This is a genomic window from Amycolatopsis sp. NPDC004747, assembly GCF_053601335.1.
Map to the genome: position 1 here is coordinate 61411 of NZ_JBSGBQ010000019.1, position 23844 is coordinate 85254.

General features: G+C 71.4%; 23 protein-coding genes. 9 read left to right on the forward strand and 14 right to left on the reverse strand.

Annotated features, from left to right (window positions below; translation table 11 throughout):
* Positions 1-8 precede the first annotated feature (8 nt).
* The 6 genes from ACWEGE_RS28740 to ACWEGE_RS28765 all read right to left on the reverse strand — a co-directional run bounded on the left by ACWEGE_RS28740 (position 9) and on the right by ACWEGE_RS28765 (position 5731).
* The gene (locus ACWEGE_RS28740) at positions 9-2369 is read right to left on the reverse strand and encodes an ATP-binding cassette domain-containing protein (protein ID WP_449663561.1); all 2361 of its coding nucleotides are present in this window, start codon (positions 2367-2369) and stop codon (positions 9-11) included.
* Positions 2366-2605 carry an AraC family transcriptional regulator gene (locus ACWEGE_RS28745; RefSeq protein WP_449663562.1) on the reverse strand — a complete coding sequence of 80 codons (240 nt, stop codon included), beginning with the start codon at positions 2603-2605 and terminating at the stop codon, positions 2366-2368. The genes ACWEGE_RS28740 and ACWEGE_RS28745 overlap by 4 nt, the downstream gene beginning before the upstream one ends.
* On the reverse strand, positions 2590-3807 hold the full coding sequence (locus ACWEGE_RS28750; protein ID WP_449663563.1) for an MFS transporter: 1218 nt from the start codon (positions 3805-3807) through the stop codon (positions 2590-2592). Before ACWEGE_RS28750 ends, ACWEGE_RS28745 begins: the two co-directional genes overlap by 16 nt.
* Positions 3808-3839: 32 nt before the next feature.
* Complete coding sequence (locus tag ACWEGE_RS28755; RefSeq protein WP_449663564.1) at positions 3840-4250, reverse strand: VOC family protein; 411 nt, start codon at positions 4248-4250, stop codon at positions 3840-3842.
* Positions 4251-4260: 10 nt separating this feature from the next.
* Positions 4261-4701 (reverse strand): helix-turn-helix transcriptional regulator, encoded by a 441-nt coding sequence (locus ACWEGE_RS28760; protein WP_449663565.1) that lies wholly within the window; start codon positions 4699-4701, stop codon positions 4261-4263.
* A gap of 139 nt (positions 4702-4840) precedes the next feature.
* Positions 4841-5731 (reverse strand): LysR family transcriptional regulator, encoded by an 891-nt coding sequence (locus ACWEGE_RS28765; protein ID WP_449663566.1) that lies wholly within the window; start codon positions 5729-5731, stop codon positions 4841-4843.
* Between the two features lie 138 nt (positions 5732-5869).
* Here ACWEGE_RS28765 and ACWEGE_RS28770 point away from each other — a divergent pair, with 138 nt between their 5' ends.
* Positions 5870-7276 (forward strand): MFS transporter, encoded by a 1407-nt coding sequence (locus tag ACWEGE_RS28770; protein ID WP_449663649.1) that lies wholly within the window; start codon positions 5870-5872, stop codon positions 7274-7276.
* 362 nt (positions 7277-7638) lie between these two features.
* Here ACWEGE_RS28770 and ACWEGE_RS28775 read toward each other — a convergent pair whose 3' ends face one another.
* The 5 genes from ACWEGE_RS28775 to ACWEGE_RS28795 are packed head-to-tail and all read right to left on the reverse strand — an operon-like array spanning position 7639 to position 11287.
* Positions 7639-9081, reverse strand: a complete 1443-nt coding sequence (locus ACWEGE_RS28775) for an NAD(P)/FAD-dependent oxidoreductase (RefSeq protein WP_449663567.1) — start codon at positions 9079-9081, stop codon at positions 7639-7641.
* The gene (locus tag ACWEGE_RS28780) at positions 9074-9304 is read right to left on the reverse strand and encodes a ferredoxin (protein WP_013224408.1); all 231 of its coding nucleotides are present in this window, start codon (positions 9302-9304) and stop codon (positions 9074-9076) included. Before ACWEGE_RS28780 ends, ACWEGE_RS28775 begins: the two co-directional genes overlap by 8 nt.
* A gap of 1 nt (position 9305) precedes the next feature.
* Positions 9306-9923, reverse strand: coding sequence for a ferric reductase-like transmembrane domain-containing protein (locus ACWEGE_RS28785; protein ID WP_176176038.1), 618 nt, complete (start codon positions 9921-9923; stop codon positions 9306-9308).
* Positions 9916-10707 carry a DUF4142 domain-containing protein gene (locus ACWEGE_RS28790; RefSeq protein WP_449663568.1) on the reverse strand — a complete coding sequence of 264 codons (792 nt, stop codon included), beginning with the start codon at positions 10705-10707 and terminating at the stop codon, positions 9916-9918. The genes ACWEGE_RS28785 and ACWEGE_RS28790 overlap by 8 nt, the downstream gene beginning before the upstream one ends.
* Positions 10691-11287, reverse strand: a complete 597-nt coding sequence (locus tag ACWEGE_RS28795) for a hypothetical protein (protein ID WP_449663569.1) — start codon at positions 11285-11287, stop codon at positions 10691-10693. The genes ACWEGE_RS28790 and ACWEGE_RS28795 overlap by 17 nt, the downstream gene beginning before the upstream one ends.
* A gap of 240 nt (positions 11288-11527) precedes the next feature.
* Between ACWEGE_RS28795 and ACWEGE_RS28800 the strand changes: the two genes are divergently transcribed.
* The 5 genes from ACWEGE_RS28800 to ACWEGE_RS28820 all read left to right on the forward strand — a co-directional run bounded on the left by ACWEGE_RS28800 (position 11528) and on the right by ACWEGE_RS28820 (position 17839).
* On the forward strand, positions 11528-12088 hold the full coding sequence (locus ACWEGE_RS28800; RefSeq protein WP_449663570.1) for a sigma-70 family RNA polymerase sigma factor: 561 nt from the start codon (positions 11528-11530) through the stop codon (positions 12086-12088).
* Positions 12089-12095: 7 nt separating this feature from the next.
* Positions 12096-12884 carry a zf-HC2 domain-containing protein gene (locus tag ACWEGE_RS28805; RefSeq protein ID WP_449663571.1) on the forward strand — a complete coding sequence of 263 codons (789 nt, stop codon included), beginning with the start codon at positions 12096-12098 and terminating at the stop codon, positions 12882-12884.
* Positions 12885-13160: 276 nt separating this feature from the next.
* Positions 13161-14546, forward strand: a complete 1386-nt coding sequence (locus tag ACWEGE_RS28810) for a DUF1996 domain-containing protein (RefSeq protein WP_449663572.1) — start codon at positions 13161-13163, stop codon at positions 14544-14546.
* A 31-nt stretch (positions 14547-14577) separates the two neighbouring features.
* The gene (locus ACWEGE_RS28815; protein WP_449663573.1) at positions 14578-15528 is read left to right on the forward strand and encodes an SCO0930 family lipoprotein; all 951 of its coding nucleotides are present in this window, start codon (positions 14578-14580) and stop codon (positions 15526-15528) included.
* Positions 15529-16636: 1108 nt separating this feature from the next.
* Complete coding sequence (locus ACWEGE_RS28820) at positions 16637-17839, forward strand: amidohydrolase family protein (protein ID WP_449663574.1); 1203 nt, start codon at positions 16637-16639, stop codon at positions 17837-17839.
* A gap of 77 nt (positions 17840-17916) precedes the next feature.
* Here the strand turns inward: ACWEGE_RS28820 and ACWEGE_RS28825 are convergent, their stop codons facing one another.
* Positions 17917-18714, reverse strand: a complete 798-nt coding sequence (locus tag ACWEGE_RS28825) for an alpha/beta fold hydrolase (RefSeq protein ID WP_449663575.1) — start codon at positions 18712-18714, stop codon at positions 17917-17919.
* 58 nt (positions 18715-18772) lie between these two features.
* Positions 18773-19930: a steroid 3-ketoacyl-CoA thiolase gene (locus tag ACWEGE_RS28830; RefSeq protein WP_449663576.1), complete on the reverse strand. Its 1158-nt coding sequence runs from the start codon at positions 19928-19930 to the stop codon at positions 18773-18775.
* 231 nt (positions 19931-20161) lie between these two features.
* On the opposite strand from ACWEGE_RS28830, the gene ACWEGE_RS28835 reads away from it, so the two are divergent.
* Entirely contained in the window at positions 20162-21388 is a 1227-nt protein-coding gene (locus ACWEGE_RS28835; protein WP_449663577.1) for a cytochrome P450, read from the forward strand.
* Here the strand turns inward: ACWEGE_RS28835 and ACWEGE_RS28840 are convergent.
* Entirely contained in the window at positions 21375-21941 is a 567-nt protein-coding gene (locus tag ACWEGE_RS28840; protein WP_449663578.1) for a dienelactone hydrolase family protein, read from the reverse strand. The genes ACWEGE_RS28835 and ACWEGE_RS28840 overlap by 14 nt on opposite strands.
* A 35-nt stretch (positions 21942-21976) precedes the next feature.
* Between ACWEGE_RS28840 and ACWEGE_RS28845 the strand changes: the two genes are divergently transcribed.
* Both ACWEGE_RS28845 and ACWEGE_RS28850 read left to right on the forward strand, forming a co-directional pair.
* Positions 21977-22768, forward strand: a complete 792-nt coding sequence (locus ACWEGE_RS28845; RefSeq protein WP_449663579.1) for a transglutaminase-like domain-containing protein — start codon at positions 21977-21979, stop codon at positions 22766-22768.
* A gap of 47 nt (positions 22769-22815) precedes the next feature.
* Positions 22816-23841: a YhjD/YihY/BrkB family envelope integrity protein gene (locus tag ACWEGE_RS28850; RefSeq protein ID WP_449663651.1), complete on the forward strand. Its 1026-nt coding sequence runs from the start codon at positions 22816-22818 to the stop codon at positions 23839-23841.
* Positions 23842-23844: the final 3 nt, after the last annotated feature.

Sequence of the window (23844 nt, forward strand, 5' to 3'; positions counted from 1 at the left end):
TTGAACTGCTACGCGATGTACTCCGCGAGGTGCTTGCCCGTCAGCGTCTTCTTCCGCGCCTTGACCAGCTGCGCCGGCGTCCCCTCGAACACGACCCGCCCGCCGTCGTGACCCGCGCCCGGCCCGAGGTCGACGATCCAGTCCGCGTGGGCCATCACCGCCTGGTGGTGCTCGATGACGATCACCGACTTGCCCGCGTCCACCAGGCGGTCCAGCAGGCCCAGCAGCTGCTCGACGTCGGCCAGGTGCAGGCCCGCCGTCGGCTCGTCCAGCACGTACACCCCGCCCTGCTCCGCCATGTGCGTCGCCAGCTTGATCCGCTGGCGCTCGCCGCCGGACAGCGTCGTCAGGGGCTGGCCCAGCGTCAGGTACCCCAGGCCGACGTCGGACAGGTGCGTGAGGATCTTGTGCGCCGCCGGGAGGGCTGCGTCACCGGAAGCGAAGAACTTCAACGCCGAAGAAACCGGCATCCCGAGCACTTCGCTGATGTCCCGCCCGCCGAAGGTGTACTCCAGCACGTCGGCGTTGAACCGCTTGCCGTCGCACACCTCGCAGGGGGTCGCCGTCCCGGCCATGATGCCCAGGTCCGTGTAGACCACGCCGGCGCCGTTGCAGTTCGGGCACGCGCCCTCGGAGTTCGCGCTGAACAACGCCGGCTTGACGCCGTTGGCCTTGGCGAACGCCTTGCGGATCGGCTCCAGCAGCCCCGTGTACGTCGCCGGGTTGCTCCGGCGCGAGCCGCGGATGCCGGTCTGGTCGACCGTCACCACGCCCTCGCCGCCGGACACCGAGCCGTGGATCAGCGAGCTCTTGCCCGAGCCCGCCACGCCGGTCACGACCACCAGCACGCCGAGCGGGATGTCGACGTCGACCTCCTGCAGGTTGTGCGTGGAAGCGCCACGGATCTCCAGGAAGCCCGACGGCTTGCGCACCGACGGCTTCAGCGACGCGCGGTCGTCCAGGTGCCGCCCGGTCAGCGTGCCGCTGGAGCGCAGACCGTCCACAGTGCCCTCGAAGACGATCTCGCCGCCCTCGGTGCCGGCGCGCGGGCCGAGGTCGACGACGTGGTCGGCGATCGCGATCGCCTCCGGCTTGTGCTCGACGACCAGCACCGTGTTGCCCTTGTCGCGCAGCTGCAGCAGCAGGTCGTTCATGCGCTGGATGTCGTGCGGGTGCAGCCCGATCGTCGGCTCGTCGAAGACGTAGGTGACGTCGGTCAGCGACGACCCGAGGTGGCGGATCATCTTGGTGCGCTGGGCTTCCCCGCCCGAAAGCGTCCCGGATGGACGGTCGAGCGAGAGGTAGCCGAGGCCGATCTCGACGAACGAGTCGAGCGTGTGCTTCAGCGCGTCCAGCAGCGGCGCGACCGACGGCTCGGACAGCTTCCCCACCCACGCGGCGAGGTCGCTGATCTGCATCGCGCAGGCGTCGGCGATGCTGATCCCGTCGATCTTCGACGACCGCGCCTCGGGCGAAAGGCGCGTGCCGTCGCAGTCCGGGCAGGTCTGGAACGTCACCGCCCGCTCGACGAACGCGCGGATGTGCGGCTGCATCGCGTCGACGTCCTTGGACAGGAAGGACTTCTGGATCGCCGGCACCAGCCCCGAGTAGGTCAGGTTGATGCCCTCGACCTTGATCTTCGTCGGTTCCTTGTAGACCAGGTCGTTGAACTGCTTCTTGGTGAACTTCTTGATCGGCTTGTCCGGGTCGAAGAAGCCGGAACCGCGGAAGATGCGGCCGTACCAGCCCTCCATGCTGTAGCCCGGGATGGTGATCGCGCCTTCGTTGAGCGACTTGTTCTCGTCGAACAGCGCGGTGAGGTCGATGTCGTTGACCTTGCCGCGGCCCTCGCAGCGCGGGCACATGCCGCCGGTGATGCTGAAGCTGCGCCGCTCCTTGATCTGCCGGCCGCCCTTTTCGATGGTGACCGCGCCCGCCCCGCTGATCGAGGCGACGTTGAACGAGAACGCCTGCGGCGAGCCGATGTGCGGGGTCCCCAGCCGGCTGAACAGGATGCGCAGCATCGCGTTGGCGTCGGTGGCGGTGCCGACGGTGGAGTGCGGGTTGGCGCCCATCCGCTCCTGGTCGACGATGATCGCGGTGGTGATGCCGTCGAGCACGTCGACGTCCGGTCTCGCCAGCGTCGGCATGAAGCCCTGCACGAAGGTGCTGTAGGTCTCGTTGATCAGCCGCTGCGACTCGGCGGCGATCGTGCTGAACACCAGTGAGCTCTTGCCCGAGCCGGAGACCCCGGTGAACACCGTCAGCCGCCGCTTGGGCAGCTCGACGTGGACGTCCTTGAGGTTGTTCACGCGCGCGCCGTGGACGCGGATCAGGTCGTGGCTGTCGGCCACGTGCGGCTTGGTCATCGGGTGCTCCAGGTTTTCGTTCGGGCCTCGGCGGCCTGCCGGTATTCGTCGGGGGAAAGGCCATAGGCGTCCCGGAAACGGCGGATGAATTGCGCGACGGGCAGGTTCGCTGTTTTCGCGAGCAATTCGACGTCGACGGGAGCGGCGCATTCCCGGTCGATGCGGTCGCGAATGCGGCGCAGCAGCGCCAATTCGCGCAGGTGGTTGTGCGCGGCGGCCTTCAGGCTGAGGCACATGTCGGAATCCTTTCCGGTTGGCGGCCGAGCACCGCCCGGGCTGCGATCGGGAGCAGCAGGAGGGTCAGCACGCCGGACAGCGCGAGGCCGCCGGTGCTGCCGGTCAGCTCGATCAGGGGCCCGCCCAGCGCCAGCCCGAGCGGGGCGGCCACCGTGGCGCCGGTCGTCCAGAGCGTGACGACCTGCTGCTGCTCACCGGGGGCGAGCCCGGACTGCAGGAAGCTGTAGGCGACCGGCGTGAACGGCGCGTACACCAGGCCGCCCAGGCCGAAGACGAGCAGGGCCACGGTGAGGTCGCCGGTGACGGCCAGCGCGATCGGGCACAGCGCCCACAGGCCGATGATCGCGACCAGCAGCGGCCGCTGCGGCAGGTTCCGCAGCCGGCCGACGAGCGCGGCGCCGAGGAACGCGCCGGCCCCGAGCGCACCCCACAGCACCCCCAGCCCGGACGCGCCGGCGTGCAGCGACCCGCCCACGTACAGCGGAAGCGCCACTTCGACCGGCATGTACAGGAAGTTGAAGAAGAACTCGACCACCAGCAGCCGCGCGGCGACCGGCCGGCGGCGCAGGATCCGCCAGCCCGACTCGTGGCTCGCCCCGTCGCGCAGCGCGTCCGGGCTTTCCGTGCCGCGGGGCACGCACGCGAGCGTGGCGGCCAGCAGGATCAGGGCGCCGGCGGCGTCGACGAAGAGCGCGAAGCCCGCACCGCCGGTCGCCACGACGACGCCACCGAGGACCGGTCCGGCGATGTAGAGCGCGAACGTCGTGTTCAGGCCCAGCAGGCCGTTCACCGAGAAGCGCCCGGCTTCGCCCGCGGCCGACGTCGCCAGCAGGCGGCGGCTGCTCGACCCGGCGAGCCGGAACGTCGCGCCGAAGAGGAGCCCGGCGACCAGCACCGGCAGCGTCAGCCGGCCGGCGACGGCCAGGACACCGAGGACGGCGAAGGTGCCCGACCGCAGCACGCAGTCGGCGACGAGCAAGGTCCGCGGCGGCACCCGCACCCGGCCCAGGCCGATGGCCAGCGCGAGCACGGTGGACAGGACGAACGGCGCGGCCTCCACCAGCCCGACGGCGATGGCCTTCGGGACGTCGCCGTGGAGGGAGAGCGTCTGGACGGGCATGGCCACCAGGAGCATCCCGGTGCCGACGTTGGCCAGCAGGTCCCCCAGCAGGAGCCCGGCGATCCGCCGGTCGCGCAGCACCTCGCGGTAGCCGAGCGCGGGGGCGGTCGTGGTCAGCGCAGCTCCTGGATGCGGAGCAGGTTGCCCGCCGGGTCGCGGAACGAGCAGTCGCGGATGCCGTAGGGCTGGTCGACCGGCTCCTGGACGACCTCGGCGTTGCCCGCCTCGAGCTTGGCGAACAGGGCGTCGAGGTCCTTGGTGGCGAGGTTGACGCTCGCGTAGGTGCCCTTGGCCATCATCTCGTTGATCATGCGGCGCTCGTCGTCGGTCAGGCCGGGCGTCGCGGCCACCGGCGTCAGCACGATCGCGGTGTCCGGCTGGTTCGGCGGGCCGATGGTGATCCACTGCATGTCGCCGTACTTGACGTTCTGGCGGACCTCGAAGCCGAGGAGGTCGCGGTAGAAGGCGAGCGACGCTTCCGGGTCGGTGTGCGGGAGGAAGCTCGAGTGAATGGTGACGTCCATGGTCGTCACCCTAGGTGGCCGCCGACGGCCGCGCTTCTCGATTCCTGATCGGTCTGGTGACCTGTTTGGCGACGCACGGCGGCATGCCGACGGTGGCCTCGGCCTGCTGCTCGCGGTAGACGCTCGGGGGCATCCCGACCAGCTCGGCGAACCGGGTGCTGAAGGTGCCCAGCGACGAGAAGCCGACCGTGAAGCAGACCTCGGTGACACTCAGCTCACCCGTGCGCAGCAGGGCCATCGCGCGTTCGATCCGCCGCGTCATCAGGTACGAATACGGTGACTCACCGTAGGAACGCCGGAACTGCCGGCTGAGGTGCCCGGCCGACATGTTCACCCCACGGGCCAGCGCCTCGACGTCCAGCGGCTGGGCGTACTCCCGGTCGATCCGGTCCCGCACCCGCCGCAGCAACGCGAGGTCGCGCAGGTACTGCTCCGTGGACGTGCTGGTCACGGATGAATCGTGCCACACCGGACCCGCTCCGGGGCGCGCTTCGCGTCGACTCGTGTACCTGGGCGGACGACTCGCGTACCTGGGCGGACGACTCGCGTACCTGGATGGACGACTCGCGTACCTGGAGGGTCGACACGGGTCAGCGGAGGGCGTCGCGGAGGGTGGTGCGGAGCCACTGCTGGGGCGGGTCGGCGTCGAGGCGGGCGTGCCAGGACAGGCGGACCTCGAGTTCGGGCAGGTCGGCGGGCACCGGGAACCAGCGGAGGCCGAGCAGGCCGGCGTACTGCTCGGCGAGGCGCTGCGGCAGCAGGCCCACGTACGGGCTCGACGCGACGACCAGGGCGGCCACCGCGGCCGTGGGCACGACGGCGGCGACGTGCCGCTGCAGGCCCGCCTCGGCGAGGGCGTCGTCCAGGGGGCCGCGGGCGAGGCCGCGGCGGGAGGCCGCGACGTGGGGGTGGCGGCACAGCTGCGCCAGCGCCGGCTTGCGGGACCGGCCCAGCGGGCTGTCCGCGCGCACCGCGGCGACCAGGCGGTCGCGGTAGAGCACCGCGGTCCGGATGTCGGGGGCCGGGTGCCCGCCGACGCCGATGTCCAGGTCGATCGAGCCGTCGCGGAGGGCCTCGGTGCTTTCGGTGCCTTCGGCCACGAAGCGCAGGGTGACGCCCGGGGCGGCCGCCGCCGTGGCGTCGGCCGCCGCCGTGGCCAGCGTCGCGGCCACGCCGTCGTTGATGCGGATCGTGAAGGTGCGCTCGAGCGTTGCGGGCGAGACGTCGGTGTTGACCAGGGCCGCCGCTTCCTCCAGCAGCGAGCGCACCCGCGGGGCGGTGCGCAGCGCGAACGGCGTCGGCGCCAGACCCCGGCCCGCGCGCACCAGGATCGGGTCGCCCATCGCCCGCCGCAGCCGGGCCAGCGCCCGGCTGGTCGCGGGGATCGACAGGTGCAGGCGCTCGGCCGCGGCCGTGACGCTGCCGTCCCGCAGGAGCGCGTCGAACACGCGCAGGAGGTTCAGATCGAGCTGGTCGGCCATTGTTGCAGCGTACGCAAAACAGCCTTGCCAAAGTTGCGTGGCGTGCAGCAGCCCGCGGTTCCTACCGTCGGCGTCATGACCACTCAGCTCCGCGAACCCGCGTCCGGCCGACGAGTGCAGCGCGGGCTCCTCGCGCTCATGTCCGCCGCGGTGGTGCTCGTCGTCGGCATGGTCGCGGCGACCAACCTCGCCGTTCCGCTGCTCGCCTCGAGCACCCTGCACCCGTCCGCGCCCGCGCTGGTCTGGATCGTCGACACCTACGTCATCGTGTTCGCCTGCCTGGTGATCCCCGCCGGGGCCGCGGGCGACCGGTTCGGCCGCAAGGGTGTCCTGCTCGCCGGGCTCGGGCTGTTCGCCGCGGGCGCCCTGCTCTCGGCACTGGCCCCGGACGTCGCCGTGCTGCTCGCCGGCCGGGCGCTCACCGGGCTCGGCGCGGCCGCGGTGCTGCCCAACTCGCTGGCCGTCCTGCTGCACGCCGTGCCCGCCGCGCGCAAGCCGGCGACGATCGCCACCTGGGCGTCGATGACCGGGATCGGCGGCGTCGCCGGCAACGTCGGTGGCGGGCTCGTCCTGACGGCGGGCTCGTGGCGCTGGCTCTTCGCCGCCGCTGTGCCGGTCTCGCTCGGACTCGCCGCGCTGGCCGCCCGGTTCGCACCGGTGTCGGCGCGCCACGACCGCCCGGTGGGCCCGCTGGCCGTGGTGCTGCTGACCGGCGCGTCGGTCGCGCTGCTGCTCGGGATCGTCCAGGGCCCGGAGGCGGGCTGGGGCAGCGTGGTCGTCGTGACCGCGTTCGCCGGTTCCGCCGTGCTGTTCGCGGCCTGGGTGTTCGTCGAGCTGCGGTCCCCGCACCCGCTGCTGGACCCCCGGCTGTTCCGGATCGCCGGCCTGCGCAGCGCCTGCCTCGGCATGACCGCGATCTTCTTCGGCATGTTCGCGCTGTTCTACGTCAACGCGTCGTTCCTGCAGTACGCCAAGGGGTTCGGCGTGCTGGCGACCGGGCTCGGGATCGTCCCGCTGACGGTGCCGATCGTCCTCGGTGGACGGTACGTGCCGCGCCTGGCCGGGCGGATCGGCTTCGGCGCCACCCTCGGGGGCGCCTTCGCGTTCGTCGGCGGCGGCCTGCTCGGGTTGTCCACGAGCGGCACCGGAACCCCGTACGCCGGGTACGCGGCGTGGCTCGTCGTGACCGGGATCGGGGTGGCGCTGGCGTTGCCGACGCTCTCGGGCGTGATCGCCGGCGCACTGCCGCCTGCCCAGGCGGGCGTCGGCACCGGACTGCAGGCCACCACCCGTGAATTCGGCAGTGCACTCGGCGTCGCCGTGGTCGGCACCGTGTCCACCGCTCGCTTCGCGGCCTCGCTGCCGCCGGAGGCCCGTGGCGCGCACACGGTGGCCGAAGCCCTCGTCCGTGCTCCCCGCGCGGCCGACGTGGTGACGGCGTTCGTCTCGGGCACCGACGCCGGGCTGCGCGTCGCCGGGGTGGCGGTGCTCGTCCTCGGCGGTCTGGTCGCGGGGGAGGCGTGGTGGTCGCGGCGACGACGGTGAAGACCGCCCCGGGAGTTCCCGTGCCCCCGGGACGGCCGTGCACCGGTGCTGCCGGACCGTGGCGTTCCTTCCGGCGGCATACCCGTCCACCGGAAGGACTTCCACGCTCCGTGCGCCGAAGCGGAGTGACCCGCCGCGGCGCTCGACCCCGGGCCCCCGCCCGGTGCGCCGGAAGAAGGCCACCCCGGGGGCGTCGGGTTCCCTCGGGATGGCCCTCTCCTGGCCCGCCGGGCGCTCGGTTTTCCAACGCGAGGCGGGCAGGGGGACGCTGGGGCCGGCCACCACACCACCCAGCCGCGGAGGGAGTGTGGTGGCCGGCAAGGGACGGCGGCCGCCGCGCGCAGCCGGCGTCCCGGCTTTCTCTACCTCCCCATCGGGATGGCCATGGTCGGCAGCGCGGCGCCGGGCTGCGCGGCGAACGCCGTGGTCGGCGGGGCCGGCAGCGACTGCGCGGGGAACGCCGTCGTCGGGATGTCGTTGGCGAACTCGCTCTCGAACTCGCGCTCGAAGGCCTGGTGGTCGAAGCCGCTGTCGAACTCCGGCGGCACCTCGGCCGCCAGCGCGGCGAGCGCCGGTTCGACCACCGGCACCTCGGGGACCTCCGCGACGGGCGCGGGCTCCGGCTCCGGCACGTAGTCCGGTGCGGGCAGCCGCCGGTCGAGCTCGGCCATCCAGTCGAGCATCGCCCGCGGCTTGTCCCAGCAAGAGATGCCGACGAGCCTGCCGTCGCGGACGAACCCGGTGATGCCGTCGGCCAGCGACACGGTGTCTTCGGCCAGCGACGGCATCCCGCACATCTGCAGCCGGGTGTCGTACAGCGTCGACCAGGCGCGGGGGAGCGGGGTGAACGGCTTCGCGCTCGAGTGCCCCATCAGCAGGTTGTCCGCCGCGTGCCGGGCCGACTCGACGGCGTTGATCCAGTGCTCGACCCGCCGCGGGGTCTCGTCGAAGCGCAGGTTCGGCCAGCGCGCGATGTCGCCGGCGATGACGACGTCGGAGGCGCCCTCGGCGAACAGCTTCGAGTCGCAGAGGACGCCGTCGCTGATGTCGAGGCCGGAGCCGCGCATCCAGTCGACCGACGGGACACTGCCGATGGCGAGCACGACGACGCTGGCGACCAGCAGCTGGTTGTTCGTCAGGTGCAGCCCGACGGTGTCCTTCGTGCTGATCCAGTGCCGGACTTCGCTGCGCATCGCCAGGTTCGCGCGGTGCTCGTGGTGCGCCTCGACGATGCCGCTGGAGACGCGGTCGCCGAAGCGGTGCAGCGGCGCCTTCGCGTGCCCGATCAGGGTGACGTCCCGGCCGATGTGCCGCATGCTCGCGGCGAACTCGTTGCCGATCAGGCCGGCGCCGATCACCACGGCCGGCTTCTTGCTGGCGTTGAGGCAGCGCCGCACCGCCATCGAGTCCTCGACCGTGCGCAGGATCCGCACCCGCGGGTCGTGCCGCGGCGCCCCGGGCAGGTGCCGCGGGTAGACGCCGGTCGCGGCGATCAGGCCGTCGTACCAGAGGGACTCCCCGCCGGGCAGGTGCACGACCCGCTCGGTGGTGTCCAGGTGCGTGACCCGCGCCCCGAGGCGCCAGTGCACGTCGAGGTCCGGCAAGTAGTGTGAAAGGCCCACGTCGCTGGGCCGTTCGGTCCCCATCACCAGCGCCTTGGAGACCATCGGGCGGTGGTAGGGCCGCCGGGCCTCGTCGCCGATCAGGACGATCTCGCCGTCGAACTTCTGTTCCCGCAGTCGCTCCGCGGCGCGCAACCCTGCGACACCCGCGCCGACGATGACGATCCGGTCGCCGTCAGCCATCCAGGTCCCCTCTCATCACGACCGCCTGCATCGGGCAGCAGCGGGCGGCCATCTTCGCCTGTTCAATGGTGGTTTCGTCCAGCAGCCGCGTGTGGAAGCGCAGGCGGCCGTCCTGGCCGAGGTCGAACACGTCCGGCGCCTCCATGGCGCAGATGCCGTAGAGCTCGCAGCGGTCGTTGTCGACGCTGATCCGGGGCCCGCCGCCGGGCAGACGGAAGGGCATCTCAGGCCACCTGCTCTTCCACGAGGCCGATCCGCTCCAGCGTGCGGGCCGGCATGAACCGCAGCATCGACACCGTCACGGCCGGCACGAGCAGCGTGATGCCGCCCAGCCAGGTCACCGAAAGGTGGCCGTTGGCGATGGCACCGAACCAGGAGTGGACCGCGATGAGCCCCACGGCCGGGTACGCGCAGCGGTGCAGCCACAGCCAGCGCCGGTAGGAGGTGAAGCGCTGCAGGCCGGCGGTGAGGAAGATGGCGAACATGACCTCGAAGCCGACGATGCCGGCGATGTGGCGCGCTTCCTGGCCGGACCCGAACGGGATGAACATGTACGCGAAGCTGTACGGCTGGACCGTCAGGTAGGTGAAGCCCAGCGCGTGCACGGCGCCGAAGATGATCGTCGCGGTGGCCAGCACCATGTGGGTGCTGCGCAGGCCCTTCCGGCCGGTGACCGAGCGGATCCAGCCGGTCGCGGTGAGCACGCCCCAGGTGAGCGTCAGCATCGCCGCCCCGTAGGATGTCCGGGCGGCGAAGGCGGCCAGGCCGCGGGCGGCCGGGTCGGTCTTCGGCTGGAACTGCTGGGTGAGGAAGATCGTTGCGTCGTGCCAGGTCTCAACCATGGCTACCCCCGGTTCTCGCGGTGGCCGGCCGGGCCGTCCTGGCGCGGCCACGGTTGCTCTTGATCTGGCGCAGCGCGTAGAACAGGCCGCCCCCGAGCAGGAGGAACAGCGCCCCCACCACGGCGATCTGGGACGTGTCGAGGCCGAGCGGCTGGCCCACGGGCGCCGCGGTCGTGGAGACCGCCGGGGCGGGCAGCGCGGTGTAGTCGACCATCCCGGTGCTTTCGAGCATCGTCATGTGCCGCATCACGGCCTGGTTGCCGACGGTGGCGAAGGCCCGCACGTCGTCGTTGCGGGTCCCGGCCCGCAGCTGCGCCAGGATCGCGAACACCTGGCCGTGCGCCGCGCGCAGCCGGTTGGCGAAGATGCGGTCGAACTCCGGCCCCGGGGACGCGTTCATCTCTTCGGCCAGCCAGCCGCGCTGTTCGTCGGACGGCTGGTCGGGCACCGGCGAGTTCAGCTTCTGCGACAGCGCGCGGGTCGCCACGTCGAGGCGCCCGTGGTCCATCATGATCGCGAAGCCGACCTTCTGGACGATCGGGCTGCCCTTCTCCATGGCCATCATGCCGGAGGGCATTTCCCACAGGCCCGCCTGGCGGACCTTGGTCAGCAGCACCGCGTCGGTGTCGGAGACCGCGGTGGTCTGCGCGAGGGAGGCCGAGCCCGGCGCGAGCAGCGCCAGCACCAGCGCCACGACGAACAGGATCCGGACCACCGGCCGGGCACGCTCGAGAACGGAGGCGGGTTCGAAGTCGAACCCGGCGAGCTCAGACGCCGAACGCATTTTGCCTCCACTCGTCCTGGGTCAACGTGATCTTCTTGCCGTCCGGCGCGATGGGGTACCACGCCTGGTCGAGGCCCTGGCCGGAGGTGTCGGCCGGTTCCTCGTCGCCGGTGAAGTGGTACAGCGGCCAGCCGGCGAGGGTGAGCTGCTGGGTGCCGTCGGCGCGGGTGATCTGGCCGATCAGCGACTGGTCGACGTCGATCGCCGGCAGGTTGCCGCCGGCCTTGACCGGGATCCACTTGGTCGCGCACGCACCGTTGCAGTTCGACCGCGGCGGGTTGGGGGTGTCCCGGTCGTACCGGTAGATCGTGTACCCGGTCCCGTCGACGAGCAGGAGGCCGAGGTCGAACGTCTTCGCGGCCCTGAGCTGGCTCTTCGCCGGGTTGTTCGGGTCGGCGGTGATGCTCTGCGGCATCGGCAGGACGATTTGCCCCTGCTGTTGCTGCATGCCGGGCATCTGCATCCCGGCGGCGCCGTACCCGCCACCCGAGGTGGCGGCGCTGGCGGTACAGGCAGTGAGCAAGGCGAGTGCGGAGAGGCACACGGCGGCGGGGACCACCGGGCGGGGAATGCGGATCACTGCTCCTCCGTGGGGCATGACTACGCGCTGTTGCCGGTAGTGCAACGGAAAAGGGCGCGAAAGATCCACAGTGGACATTCGGTCCGGCGTGGATGCGGAGCGTTGCGGGGGACAACGCCTGGTCGGGGTCTTCGGTAGGGGATACGGACACGGTCCGGAAACGGTTCAAAAAAGTTTTGCCCCTGGTTCGGGGGCGGGAAGTACTGGACGTGGGCCGTCCGGCCCACCAGGATGTCCCGCGTGGGACGGCACACCCGAGCGCTGAGATCTGTTGCGGATCAGGACGCCGTCGTCGAACCCGACGGCGGTCACGACGATCTGGCGAAGGCGCTCTACCAGGAGTTCGGCGGGTCCCTGATGGCGTTCGCGCTGCGGCTGACCGGCCACGACCGGCAGTGGGCCGAAGACGTCGTGCAGGAGACCCTGATCAAGGCGTGGCGGAACGCCGACAAGCTCGACCGCCAGCCCGAGATGCTGCGTGCCTGGTTGTTCACGGTGGCCCGGCGTATCGTGATCGACGGCTGGCGCAGCCGCAGTGCCCGGCCCCAGGAGATCGAGGAGATCGAATCCGACGCGATCGCGGTGTCCGACGAATCGGACCGGACGCTCGCCGCGATGATCGTTTACGAGGCGCTGCAGGGCCTTTCGCCCGAGCAGCGGGAGGCCATCCAGCAGACCTACCTGCGCGATCGCACCGTGAACGAGGTCGCGGCGACCCTCGGTGTGCCGCCGGGCACCGTCAAGTCCCGCATCCACCACGCCGTCCGCGCGCTGCGCCGGGCCTTGCGCGAGCGGGGGTGAACTGAGCGTGGCCGGATCCGCACACACCGACGTCGCCGCCTACGTGCTCGGCGTCCTCAGCGAGGCCGAGAACACCCAGTTCGAAGCCCACCTGATGAACTGCCCGCACTGCCAGCTCGACCTGATCGAGCTCTACCAGCTGCCGGACGTCCTCGACCTGGTGAAGCGCAGCTGGCCGGAGCCCCCGATGCCGGCCCCCGGCCCGCGCACCCTCTCGCCGGGCCCGCGGGTGCTGCGCGGCCTCATGGAAGAGGCCGCGGTCAAGCGCCGCCGCCGTCGCCGGATCGGCATCCTCGCCGGGGCCGCGGCCGCGGCGGCCGTGATCGCCGGCCCGCTGGTGACCCTCGCGGTCCGGCCGGCCGACGCCGTCCCGCCCGCTTCGCTCGCCGCCCCCGGCAGCAAGCAGCCGCCGCCGGCGACGAGCGTCCCGGCGACGTCCACCGCGCCGCCCGGAGGCGCCCAGGGCCAGCCCGGCGGCGGCCAGACCTACGGCCGCGGCAGCGGCGGGTCCGCCGTCAGCGCCCTGGTCACCGTTTCGCCGGTGGAGTGGGGCAGCCGCGTCGAGCTCGAACTGCGCGGGATCGTCGGGCCGGTGAAGTGCCAGCTGGTCGCCATCCCGGCGACCGGTACCGAGCGCGTCGTCTCCAGCTGGTCGGTGCCGCCCAAGGGGTTCGGCATCCCCGGCTCGCCCGAACCGCTGCGGCTGCAGGGTTCGGTCTCCCTGGCGATGGACCAGATCAGCCGGTTCGAGGTCCGTGGCGAGGACGGCACCGTGCTCGTCGTCGTCCAGCGCTGAAGCTCTTTCTTTCGGTGAACCGCCGTGACCTGGGTAAATGCTGTCCGGTTGCGTTCCGGTAGATAACGAACAGATAACGGGCCGGTCGCTTTTGAACCTCGGGCCGCTCATGTCCGTATCCCCCAATGCATCCCCCGATGCATCCCGACAGCCGGAACCGCAAGCATCCCCGACGGGTTCCGTGAGATCTCAAAAGCTCAATCAACGGTAGTTCTTGCCCGGGCTGCCGCGCTGCTGAAGCGCGCGCCCGGAAAAACGAACGAGGTGAACTAGTCTATGGCCCGGAATTCTCGGCCCCCCGTGACGGGCAAACACCGCGTTGCCCGCCGAACCAAGATCGCGATGGGCGCGATCGGCCTGGCGATCGCCGTCGGCGCACTCGCCGTCGCGGTCACCGCGGGCCGCACGGGCGAAGCCAGCGCGGACCCCGCTGATCCGTCGTTCTTCATCGACATCACCAAGGTTCCCGCCGGCAGCAACGTGAACGCGGCCTTGAAGAAGAAGGGTGTCCAGGGCTCGTTCACCGTCAACTGTGGAACGAACGCGGACGGCTCGCACCACAACCCCGACAACTTCATCGCGCAGCCGGGGATCAAGAACGGTGCCCAGCACCTGCACGACTACGTCGGCAACGTGACGACGGACGCCGACTCGAGCCTCAAGAGCCTGCTCGCCGGCGGTACCACCTGCAAGAACGGCGACAAGTCGGCGTACTTCTGGCCCGTCATCCGCATCGACCGCGAAGACGAAGCGACCAACAAGGACAAGAACCAGAAGGCCAAGCAACAGCAGCAGGGCAAGACCGGCGACGTCCAGCAGGACAAGAGCCAGCAGGACGCCAAGGACGCGCAGGACCAGCGCAACAGCCAGGGCGGCGGCCAGTCGGGTCGGAGTGCGCAGCAGCAGGGTGACCAGAACGGCGGTCAGCAGCAGGACGGCCAGCGGCGCCAGCGCAACCAGCAGCAGGACCAGAACGGTCAGCAGCAGGACCAGAACAAGAACGACCAGAACAAGAACCAGCAGCAGGACCAGAACAAGGACCAGCAGAACAAGGACCAGAACAAGGACCAGGGCCAGCAGCAGGAAGAGCTCGGCGGCCCGCAGGGTGCGAACGAAGAGGTCGGCGACAACGACGGCGAGATCCTCGAGCCGGAGTCGGCGACGCTCAAGTTCATCGGTGGCGGCGCGCAGAACGTCGTCGCGATGCCGCTGGGCCTGAAGATCCTCTACGGTGACGCCAAGCAGAGCACCAACGGCCCGAAGAACGCCCGGCCGAGCTGGACCTGCACCGGGTTCGAGGACCGGCTGACCGACAAGTACCCGATCTGCCCGCAGGGCAGCAAGGTGGAGCGGATCCACGCCTTCCCGAACTGCTGGGACGGCAAGAACACCGACAGCAAGGACCACCGCAGCCACATCGTGTTCGGCGACCAGCAGGGCAAGTGCCCGCAGGGCTTCAAGAACGTGCCGCAGCTGCAGGTCACCCTGGTGTACAACGTCCCGCAGGACGTCCAGCAGAAGAAGCAGTACAAAGTGGACGCCTTCGCGCAGGAAGAGCACAACCCGAAGTCCGACCACGACGACTTCGCGAACGTGATGAGCAAGCAGATCATGGGCCGCCTGGTCAACTGCGTCAACTCGGGCAAGGCCTGCGCCGAATAACCCCTTTCGCAAGCGGGAAGGAGAACTTCCGATGAACCGTGCTCGCCCGGCTGTCGCCGCACCGATCGCCATTGCCGGACTCGCGCTGGTCGCGGCCTGCGGGACCAACCCGTACGCCACGTCCGGTGCCGTCCAGCCGGTGGTGCTCGGGGCGCAGCAGCAGCCGGCGGGCGCGGTTCCGGCAGGCTCCCCGGTCCGGCTCATTTCGTCCACTGTGGACGGCCTGGGCACGGTACTGGCCGACGCCGAAGGGCACACGCTCTACCGCTACGCGAAGGACACGGCCGAGCCGTCGAAGGCGACCTGCGCCGGTCCGTGCGCGATGACGTGGCCACCGTTGGTCTCCGACGGCCCGGCGCTCGCCGCCGGCGTGGACGCCCAGCTGGTCGGCCTGGTCACCCGGCCCGACGGCCGACGGCAGGTGACGGTCGGCGGCTGGCCGGTCTACCGGTACGCGAAGGACACCGGGCCGGGCATCGCGCTCGGCCGGTCGGCCGGCGCGGACTGGGCGGCGATCACCCCGACGGGGCAGAAGGCGGGCGCGGACCAGTCCACCGGGCAGCCCAGCGGCGCGCCCACCGTGGGCACCGCGGAGATCGACGGCCTCGGACGCGTCCTCACCGACGCCGACGGCCGCACGCTGTACCTGTTCACCAAGGACGGCCGGAACTCCGGAAAGTCCACCTGTGACGAAGCCTGCACGCGGAAGTGGCCACCGCTGCGCGCCGACGGCCGCATCACCACGGCCGACGGCGTCGCCGCCGGACTGGTCGGCCGCATCGGCCGAGCGGACGGCACGAGCCAGGTGACGGTCGGCGGCTGGCCGGTGTACACCTACACCGCGGACGCCGCCCCGGGCCAGGCGAGCGGCCACGGCGCGGGCGGCACGTGGTTCGCACTGGAACCCAATGGCTGCAAGGCAGACCCGGCCGGAAGGCCCGCGGTCCGGCAGGCATCGGCAACCACCCCCGGCGGGTACTGACCCGCCCCTCGATCCCCGGCCCGGCGGACACTTCCCTCCACCTCACCCCCCGAGTCCGCCGGGCCGGTTGCACCACCCTTGTAGGAATCGCGGGACGTTGTGTCTCGTGTCTTGATCCCCGGTCCGGTGGACGCTTTCCCTCCACCTCACCCCCCCAAGTCCACCGGGCCGGGATTCTTCACCCCCACCGATCCGGCCCGGCCGGATCAGCGAAGGAGGAGAAGGCGGGAGTCGCTCCCGCCCGCGAGTTCCGGCCGGTGGACGCTTCCCTCCACCTCACCCCCCGAGTCCACCGCGCCGGAACCCTTCCCCACCCACCAGCCGACCCTCCCGGTACGCCACCCGACCCTCCCGACCCCCGACCCGACCCTCCAGGTGCGCAACCCGACCGTCCCGACCCGCGACCCGACCCTCCAGATACGCCCGGCCCACGAGATGCCCCTCCAATCACGTGTGATGCCTCCTCAATCACGTGAGATGCCCCTCCAGTCCACGAGTACCGCCTCTGATCACGCGAGATGCCCCTCCAATCACGCGTGATGCCTCCTCAATCACGTGAGATGCCCCTCCAGTCCACGAGTACCGCCCCTGATCACGCGAGATCCGCCTCCAACCACGCGAGATCCGCCTCCAATCACGCGAATCCCGCCCCGAGGCTCCCGCCGGTAGCCGCCCCTCGGTCACCTGGCCGGCTCCGCCCTCGCGGCTCCCCATGAACCCCGGTCCCGGGGGATGCTTCCCTCCACCTCACCCCCCTCATTCCCCGGACCGGTGAACGCTGCGGTCCCCGTGCTCCGGCACGGGGACCGCGGCCCAGAAACCCAGCAGCACCCGGCCCGCGAAGCCGACCGCCCATCAGCTCGACCCCGCAGCGCGCCGGCCGGTTCGAGGTCCTCCTCGGCGAGCATGGCGGCTCCACCCCGGCTCTCGCCTGATCAGCAGAACCTCCGACGCCCCGCGTCGCGTCCCGAGATGGGATCGCACCCCCGGTTGATCGTCCACAGTGGAGCCACTAGCCCCTGGCACGGGTTGCGGTCGCGAGTACGCTGATCTTCGTGGTCGCGCCGGCCGTCGTGGCGGCGCCGCGGACAGCTCTCCTGGAGGCGGCGTGACGCGCACGGTGTTCACCGGCGGCTCGGTCTTCGACGGCACCGGCGCGGACCCGGCGCCGGCCGACGTCGTGGTCGAACACGGCCGGATCGTCGACGTCGGTACCGGCCTCGACGGCGACGAAGGCGTCGACTGCACCGGCACCGTGCTGCTGCCCGGGCTCTTCGACTGCCACGTGCACGTCACGATCTCGGACATCGGGCTCCTGGCCCGGGTCCAGAAGCCGTTCTCCTACCAGTTCTACGAAGCCGCCCGGAACCTCTGGGCGACGCTGGGACTGGGCATCACGACCGTCCGCGACGCCGCCGGCGCGGACCTCGGCATCAAACAGGCGGTGGACGACGGGCTGATCCCCGGCCCGCGCCTGCAGATCTCCATCGGCCTGATCAGCCCGACCGGCGGCCACGGCGACGCGTGGCACCCGTCGGGCCTCTGCGTGCCGCTGATGGTCCCGCACCCGGGCCGTCCGGAGACCACGGTCGACGGCCCCGACGAGATGCGCCGGGTGGCCCGGACGCTCCTGCGCGCCGGCGCCGACGTGCTCAAGGTGTGCACGACCGGCGGCGTCCTGTCCCCGCGCGACGACCCCCGGCACTCGCAGTTCACGCCGGAGGAGCTGGACGTCCTGGTGACCGAGGCGGCGATGCAGGGCCGCCCGGTGATGGCGCACGCCCAGGGCGCGGCGGGCATCAAGAACGCGATCCGCGCGGGCGCGCGCTCGATCGAGCACGGCATCTACCTGGACGACGAAGCGATCGAGCTGATGCTCGGCCACGGAACCTGGCTGGTCCCGACGCTGATCGCCCCGGTCAACGTGGTCCGCGCGGCCGACGCGGGCGTCGACCTCCCGGCGGCGGTGGTGGCGAAGGCGCGCGAAGTGGTGGAGGTCCACCGCGACTCGGTCCGCCGCGCGTACGCGGCCGGCGTCCGGATCGCGATGGGCACCGACAGCGGGGTCGGGCCGCACGGCACGAACCTCGAGGAACTGGCCCTGATGGCGGCGTGCGGGATGCCGCCGGGGGACGTCCTGGAGGCGACGACCTCGTCGGCGGCCCGGTTGATGGGCCTGGACGGCGAGCTGGGCCGGCTGGAACCGGGCCTGCGGGCCGACGTCGTGGTGGTGGACGGCGATCCGTACGACTTCCCGGCGCTCGCGTCGAACATCCGGGAGGTCTGGAAGGACGGCATCCGGGTGGTCTGACGCCGTGTCGTCCACCCAAGCACGCGTGTCGTCCGCCCAGGCACGCGTGTCGTCCGTCCGAGCACGCGCGTCGCCGGTCAGGCCTCGGGGTTCAGCAGGTCCTTCAGCGCCGCGGCGAACTTCGCCGGGTTCCGCTGCGGCGCCAGGTGCGAGCCCGGCAGCTCCGTGAACGGCAGCCCCAGCTCCAGCGCCAGGATCTTCGCCGGCTGGTAGTGGTACCGGCCCCGGCTGCCCTCGCCCGCCACCGGGAAGATCTCGGTGCTCGCCTTCCGCAGCGCCCGCAGGTCCGGCAGGTAGTCGAAGAACTCCGTCAGCTCGCGGTCGAACAACCGGATCCACTCGGCCTCGTGGGGGAGGCGGAGGTTCGGCAGGTTCGGCAGTGCCGCGCCGGCGATCGCGTCCGCGAAGCGCGTCACCGCGGTCATCAGCTCACCCGAACGGGCCAGCCGGACCTGTTCCGCCGCCGCTTCGAGCCAGCCGCCGGCGTCCGGCATCAGGTGGACGGCCGGAGGTTCGTGCGCGACCAGGGTCGTCACGCGGTCCGGGTGGCGGGCGACGAGCTCGAGGCCGATCAGCGCGCCCGCGCTCGAGCCGAACACCCGCGCCGGGCCCCCGGCCGCGTGGTCGAGGACCGCCAGCGCGTCGTCCGCCTGCAGGGAAACCGGGACCGGCCCGGTCGTGCTGTCCGTGCTGCCGAAATGGCCGCGGCGGTCGTAGGTGATCACGGTGAACTCGGCGTACAGCTGCTTCGCCAGCGCGCGGTAGGCCTCGCCCGATCCGGTGCCGCCGGCGATCAGCAACAGTGCCGGGCCCTCGCCGCCGCGGCGGACGAGGAGCTCACCGTTTTCCACCGGGCAACGGCTTTCCGAGATCATGCCTCGAAGTGAAGCACAACCCGTTCACCCGACGGCGTGGTGGTCGATGCGCGCCGGGCTAGAGCCGTTCGATGATCGACGCGGTGGCCAGTGCGCCGCCCGCGCACATCGTCACCAGCGCCGTCGAGGCGTCCCGGCGCTCCAGTTCGTGCAACGCCGTCGTCAGCAGCCGGGCTCCCGTGCTGCCCACCGGGTGGCCGAGGGCGATCGCGCCGCCGTTGACGTTGACCCGGTCCGGGTCCGGGGAAACCACCTGCTGCCACGACAACGCGACCGAAGCGAACGCCTCGTTGACCTCGAACAGGTCGATGTCGCCGACGGTCATCCCGGATCGGGACAGCACGCGTTCGGTCGCGCGGATCGGGCCGTCGAGGTGGTAGTACGGCTCGGCGCCGACCAGCGCCTGCGCGACGATTCGGGCGCGCGGCCGCAGGCCCAGCGCCTGCGCGCGGTCGGCGTCCAGCAGGAGCAGGGCCGCCGCGCCGTCGGAGATCTGGGACGACGTGCCCGCCGTGTGGACGCCGTCCTCGACCACCGGCTTCAGCCGGGCGAGGCCTTCGACCGTCGTTTCGCGCAGGCCCTGGTCCCGCGAGACGAGGTGGGTCTCGCCGGTCGGTGTGCCGTCGGCGGAAAGGACCGGTGCCTTCACCGGCACCACTTCGCGGTCGAAGTGGCCGGCCGCCCAGGCGGCCGCCGCCTTGTGCTGGGACGCCGCACCGAACGCGTCGACGTCGGCCCGCGTCAGCCCGCGGCGGACCGCGATCCGCTCGGCCGCGCCGTACTGGTTGGGCAGGTCGATCGACCACGACGACGGCCGCGGGGAGGCGCCGGCCCGGTTCGTGCCCAGCGGCACGCGGCTCATCGCCTCGACCCCGCACGCGACGCCGGCCTCGATGGCGCCCGCCGCGATCAGGCCGGCGACCAGGTGGGTGGCCTGCTGCGCCGAGCCGCACTGGGCGTCGATCGTCGTCGCGCCGGCGGTCTCGGGGAGGCCCGCGTGCAGCCACGCCGTGCGCGTGACGTTGTTCGACTGCTCACCGGCCTGCGTGACGCAGCCGCCGATGAGCTGCTCGACGAGGGCCGGGTCGATCCCGGCGCGGTCCAGCAGGGCGAGCTGCGCGGCGCCCAGCAGCTCGGCCGCGTGCAGGCCGGCCAGCAACCCGTTCCGCTTGCCGATGGGGGTCCGCACGGCTTCGACGATGACCGGCACGCCCATGTCGTCCCTTTCGTCGGGAAACACTGTTCACTGATCCAAAAAGTAGAACAAGTTATTGTTTTGCGCAAGTCTCCGCAGGCTCGACCCCTTCTTGATCTCCGCCAGGTGAGCGCACGCTCACCTGGCCTCATCGGTTAAGTAAACGGGTTTCACTTACGGCCTTCCCTTGGTTAACGCCGTATGCTTCAATCCAACCTAGAACGTGTTCCAAGCCGAACCGTGGGAGGCAACGTGGCCGCTCCGCTCATCCCCGCCGGGTTCGACTTCACCGATCCCGATCTCTTGGCAGAGCGACTTCCCGTCGCCGAGTTCGCCGAACTCCGGCGGACCGCCCCGGTGTGGTGGAATCCCCAGAAGCACAACACAGCCGGTTACCGCGACGACGGCTACTGGGTCGTCTCGCGCCACGCGGACGTCAAGGAGGTCTCGCGCGACAGCACGCTGTACTCGTCGCGGGAGAAGACCGCGATCATCCGCTTCGACGAGAACATGACCGAGGACAACCTCGAGGCCAACCGCCTGGTGCTGCTCAACATGGACGCCCCGCAGCACACCAAGCTGCGGCGGATCGTGTCGAAGGGCTTCACGCCGCGGTCCATTTCGAAGCTCGAGGACACGCTGCGCGACCGCGCCGAGCGGATCGTGCACGAGGCGCGCAAGAAGGGGTCGGGCGACTTCGTCACCGACGTCGCGTGCGAGCTGCCGCTGCAGGCGATCGCCGAGCTGATCGGCATCCCGCAGGACGACCGGCTCAAGATCTTCGACTGGTCCAACCAGATGGTCGCCTACGACGACCCGGAGTACGAGGTCGCGCCCCTCGAGGCGTCCGCCCAGCTCGTCGGGTACGCCTGGAACATGGCCGAGGACCGGCGGAAGTGCCCGATGGACGACATCGCCACCAAGCTCGTCCAGGCCGACGTCGACGGCGAATCGCTGGGCTCGGACGAGTTCGGCTTCTTCGTCATCCTGCTCGCGGTGGCCGGCAACGAAACCACGCGCAACGCGATCACCCACGGCATGAAGGCGTTCCTGGACCACCCGGACCAGTGGTCGCTGTTCAAGGAGCAGCGGCCGAAGACCGCGCCGGACGAGATCGTCCGCTGGGCCAGCCCGATCGTCGCGTTCCAGCGCACGGCCACCCGCGACACCGAACTCGGCGGCGCGCAGATCCGCAAGGGCGACCGCGTCGGCATGTTCTACAGCTCGGCCAACTTCGACCACGAAGTCTTCGAGGACCCGGAGAAGTTCGACATCCTCCGCGAGGACAACCCGCACGTCGGCTTCGGCGGAACCGGTTCGCACTACTGCATCGGCGCGAACCTCGCCCGGCTGGAGATCGACCTGATCTTCAACGCGATCGCGGACGTGATGCCGAACATCACCGAGGCGGCACCCCCGGTGCGGCTGCGGTCGAGCTGGCTGAACGGCATCAAGCACTACCCGGTCAGCTACGGCTGAGGAACTCCTCGACGCGGTCCCAGGTGAGCGCGGCCGCGGCCGCGTCGTACTCCGGGCCGCCGGTGTCGGTGTAGAAGTGGCCGATGCCCGGGTAGGTGTACACCCGGGCATCGGCGCCCGACCGCGCCGCGGCTTCGCGCCAGGCCGTCACCTGTGCCGGCGGCGCGATCGGGTCGGGGTCGGCCACGTGGACCTGCACCGGCAGGCCCGCGCGGACCTCGGCCGGCAACGCGCCCACGGCGTGCACCAAGAGCACGCCCGCGGTGCCGGGCCGGTGCGGCAGCACGGTCTGGACGACGCCGGCGCCCATCGACACACCGATGAGCACGGCCTCCGCGGGCAGGTCGCGCACGGCGTCCAGGGCCCGCCCGGTGATGACCTCCCAGCCGACGGCGTCCTTCAGCGCGAAGCCTTCGTCGAGGGTCGAGGCCGTCCGGCCGTCGTAGAGGTCCGGGGTGGTCACCCGGTGCCCCGCCGCCCGCAGCCGGCCGGCGAAGCCGAGCTCGACGGGCCGCAGGCCCAGCACGGAGTGGAACACCACGATGTCCGCCATCCGGCGATTCTGCCAGGAACTGGCATCATGGCCCGATGGCAGTGCGAGCGACCGTGGACGTCGAGTTCGCCATCCGCGTCACCAAGCCCGGCCCCGCGGCGATCTCGGTCTCCGCGGCGCACGCCGACGTCGAGGAACTCAGCGTTTCCTGGCACGGCGAGAGCGAGCCCGTCGAGTTCGAGCACGGCACCCGCGCCGAGGTCTTCCAGCTCCCCGACGGCGAGCACCGCGTCACCTACCACGCCGAACGCGTGCTGACCGAGCCCGAACCCGAGCCCGTGACGCTCGCCGACGTCGCCGTGTTCACCCGGCCGAGCCGGTACTGCCCGTCCGACCGCGTCGGCGGGATCGTGCCGCCGGAACTCGGCCGGCTCAAGAACCCGCGCAGGCAGGTCGAAGCCGTCGTCCGGCACGTCCACGAGCGACTGTCCTATGTGGTCGCCGCGAGCCGGCCCACCGACGACGCGATCGACACCCTCCTCGCCGGTGAAGGCGTCTGCCGCGACTTCGCGCACGCCTGCATCACCCTGTGCCGCTTCCTCGACATCCCGGCGCGCTACGTCGGCGTCTACGCGCCCGGGCTCGCGCCGATGGACTTCCACGCCGTCTTCGAAGCCGCCGTCGAGGGGCACTGGTACGTCTTCGACGCCACCCGGCTCGCGCCGCGGCAGACCATGCTCCGGATCTCCACCGGCCGCGACGCCGCCGACACCGCGTTCCTCGCCACGCTCGGCGGCGAACTCGACTTCCTGGGCAGCACCGTCTTCGCCACGACGGACGCCGCGCTGCCCGCCGACGACGGGTCCGGGCTGGTCGTTCTGGGTTGATCCCGCGTGTTGCCTGCGCAAAGACGGCCCCGGCTGGGTAGACAGTCCTGGTGAAGAGTTCCCCCACGGCGCCGAGCCTCTGGGCCCGGGCACGCGCCCGGTACCGGTGGCTGGACCACATCGCCCGCGCGACCAACCGCTACATCGAGTCCGGCGGCTACCACTACGTCGCCTCGATCACCTACTTCAGCCTGCTGTCGCTGGTGCCGCTGCTGATGGTCGCCTCGTCGGTCGCCGGGTTCGTGCTGGCCACCCAGCCGCACCTGCTCGACACGCTGGTGCACGCGATCGTGTCCACGCTGCCCGGCGCGCTCGGTGACAAGGCCACCGAACTGCTCACCGGCTTCGTCGAGCAGCGGACCAGCGTCGGGGTGCTCGGCCTGGCCATCGGCCTCTACTCCGGCTGGAACTGGATGAACGCCGTGCGGGACTCGCTGACCGCGCTCTGGGGGCAGAACCGGTCGGACCAGTCGCTGCTGCGGCTGATCCTCGTCGACCTGCTCGCGCTGCTCGGCCTGAGCGCGGCGCTGATCGTGTCGTTCACCCTCACCATCTCCGGCACCGCGCTCGGCGGCTGGCTGCTCCGGCTCGCCGGCCTGGACGACACGAGCTGGGGGCACCAGCTCGTCTCCGCCTCCTCGGTGCCGCTGTCGCTGGCCGCGGACTGGCTGGTGTTCCTCTGGGTGCTGACCCGGCTGCCGCGGCAGAAGGTCGGCGTGCGCAGCGCGGTCCGCGGCGCGGTCGCGATGGCCGTCGGGTTCGAGGTGCTGAAGCTGGCCGGCGGGTTCTACCTGCGGCTCATCGGCGACTCGCCGACCGGGATCGCGTTCGGCTCGGTCATCGGCCTGATCTTCTTCATCTCGCTCGTCGCCCGGCTGCTGGTCTACGTCACGGCGTGGACGGCGACCGGCTCGGACGCGCCCCCGAAGCCGGTCCAGCCGCCGGCGCCGGTGGTGCTGGAGCCGACGGTCGTGGTCGACCCGCCGATCGCCGTGCCCGCCACGGTCGGCGTGGTCACCGGCGTGCTCGGCACCCTGCTCGCGCTCCGCCTGCGCCGCGGCCGTCGTGAGTGAACA

Excerpts from the sequence above, each read along its gene's own strand:
- ACWEGE_RS28740 (WP_449663561.1), bottom strand. The coding sequence starts at position 2,369 with ATGACCAAGCCGCACGTGGCCGACAGCCACGACCTGATCCGCGTCCAC.
- ACWEGE_RS28745 (WP_449663562.1), bottom strand. The coding sequence starts at position 2,605 with ATGTGCCTCAGCCTGAAGGCCGCCGCGCACAACCACCTGCGCGAATTG.
- ACWEGE_RS28755 (WP_449663564.1), bottom strand. The coding sequence starts at position 4,250 with ATGGACGTCACCATTCACTCGAGCTTCCTCCCGCACACCGACCCGGAA.
- ACWEGE_RS28765 (WP_449663566.1), bottom strand. The coding sequence starts at position 5,731 with ATGGCCGACCAGCTCGATCTGAACCTCCTGCGCGTGTTCGACGCGCTC.
- ACWEGE_RS28770 (WP_449663649.1), top strand. The coding sequence starts at position 5,870 with ATGTCCGCCGCGGTGGTGCTCGTCGTCGGCATGGTCGCGGCGACCAAC.
- ACWEGE_RS28775 (WP_449663567.1), bottom strand. The coding sequence starts at position 9,081 with ATGGCTGACGGCGACCGGATCGTCATCGTCGGCGCGGGTGTCGCAGGG.
- ACWEGE_RS28780 (WP_013224408.1), bottom strand. The coding sequence starts at position 9,304 with ATGCCCTTCCGTCTGCCCGGCGGCGGGCCCCGGATCAGCGTCGACAAC.
- ACWEGE_RS28785 (WP_176176038.1), bottom strand. The coding sequence starts at position 9,923 with ATGGTTGAGACCTGGCACGACGCAACGATCTTCCTCACCCAGCAGTTC.
- ACWEGE_RS28790 (WP_449663568.1), bottom strand. The coding sequence starts at position 10,707 with ATGCGTTCGGCGTCTGAGCTCGCCGGGTTCGACTTCGAACCCGCCTCC.
- ACWEGE_RS28810 (WP_449663572.1), top strand. The coding sequence starts at position 13,161 with ATGGCCCGGAATTCTCGGCCCCCCGTGACGGGCAAACACCGCGTTGCC.
- ACWEGE_RS28815 (WP_449663573.1), top strand. The coding sequence starts at position 14,578 with ATGAACCGTGCTCGCCCGGCTGTCGCCGCACCGATCGCCATTGCCGGA.
- ACWEGE_RS28825 (WP_449663575.1), bottom strand. The coding sequence starts at position 18,714 with ATGATCTCGGAAAGCCGTTGCCCGGTGGAAAACGGTGAGCTCCTCGTC.
- ACWEGE_RS28830 (WP_449663576.1), bottom strand. The coding sequence starts at position 19,930 with ATGGGCGTGCCGGTCATCGTCGAAGCCGTGCGGACCCCCATCGGCAAG.
- ACWEGE_RS28840 (WP_449663578.1), bottom strand. The coding sequence starts at position 21,941 with ATGGCGGACATCGTGGTGTTCCACTCCGTGCTGGGCCTGCGGCCCGTC.
- ACWEGE_RS28845 (WP_449663579.1), top strand. The coding sequence starts at position 21,977 with ATGGCAGTGCGAGCGACCGTGGACGTCGAGTTCGCCATCCGCGTCACC.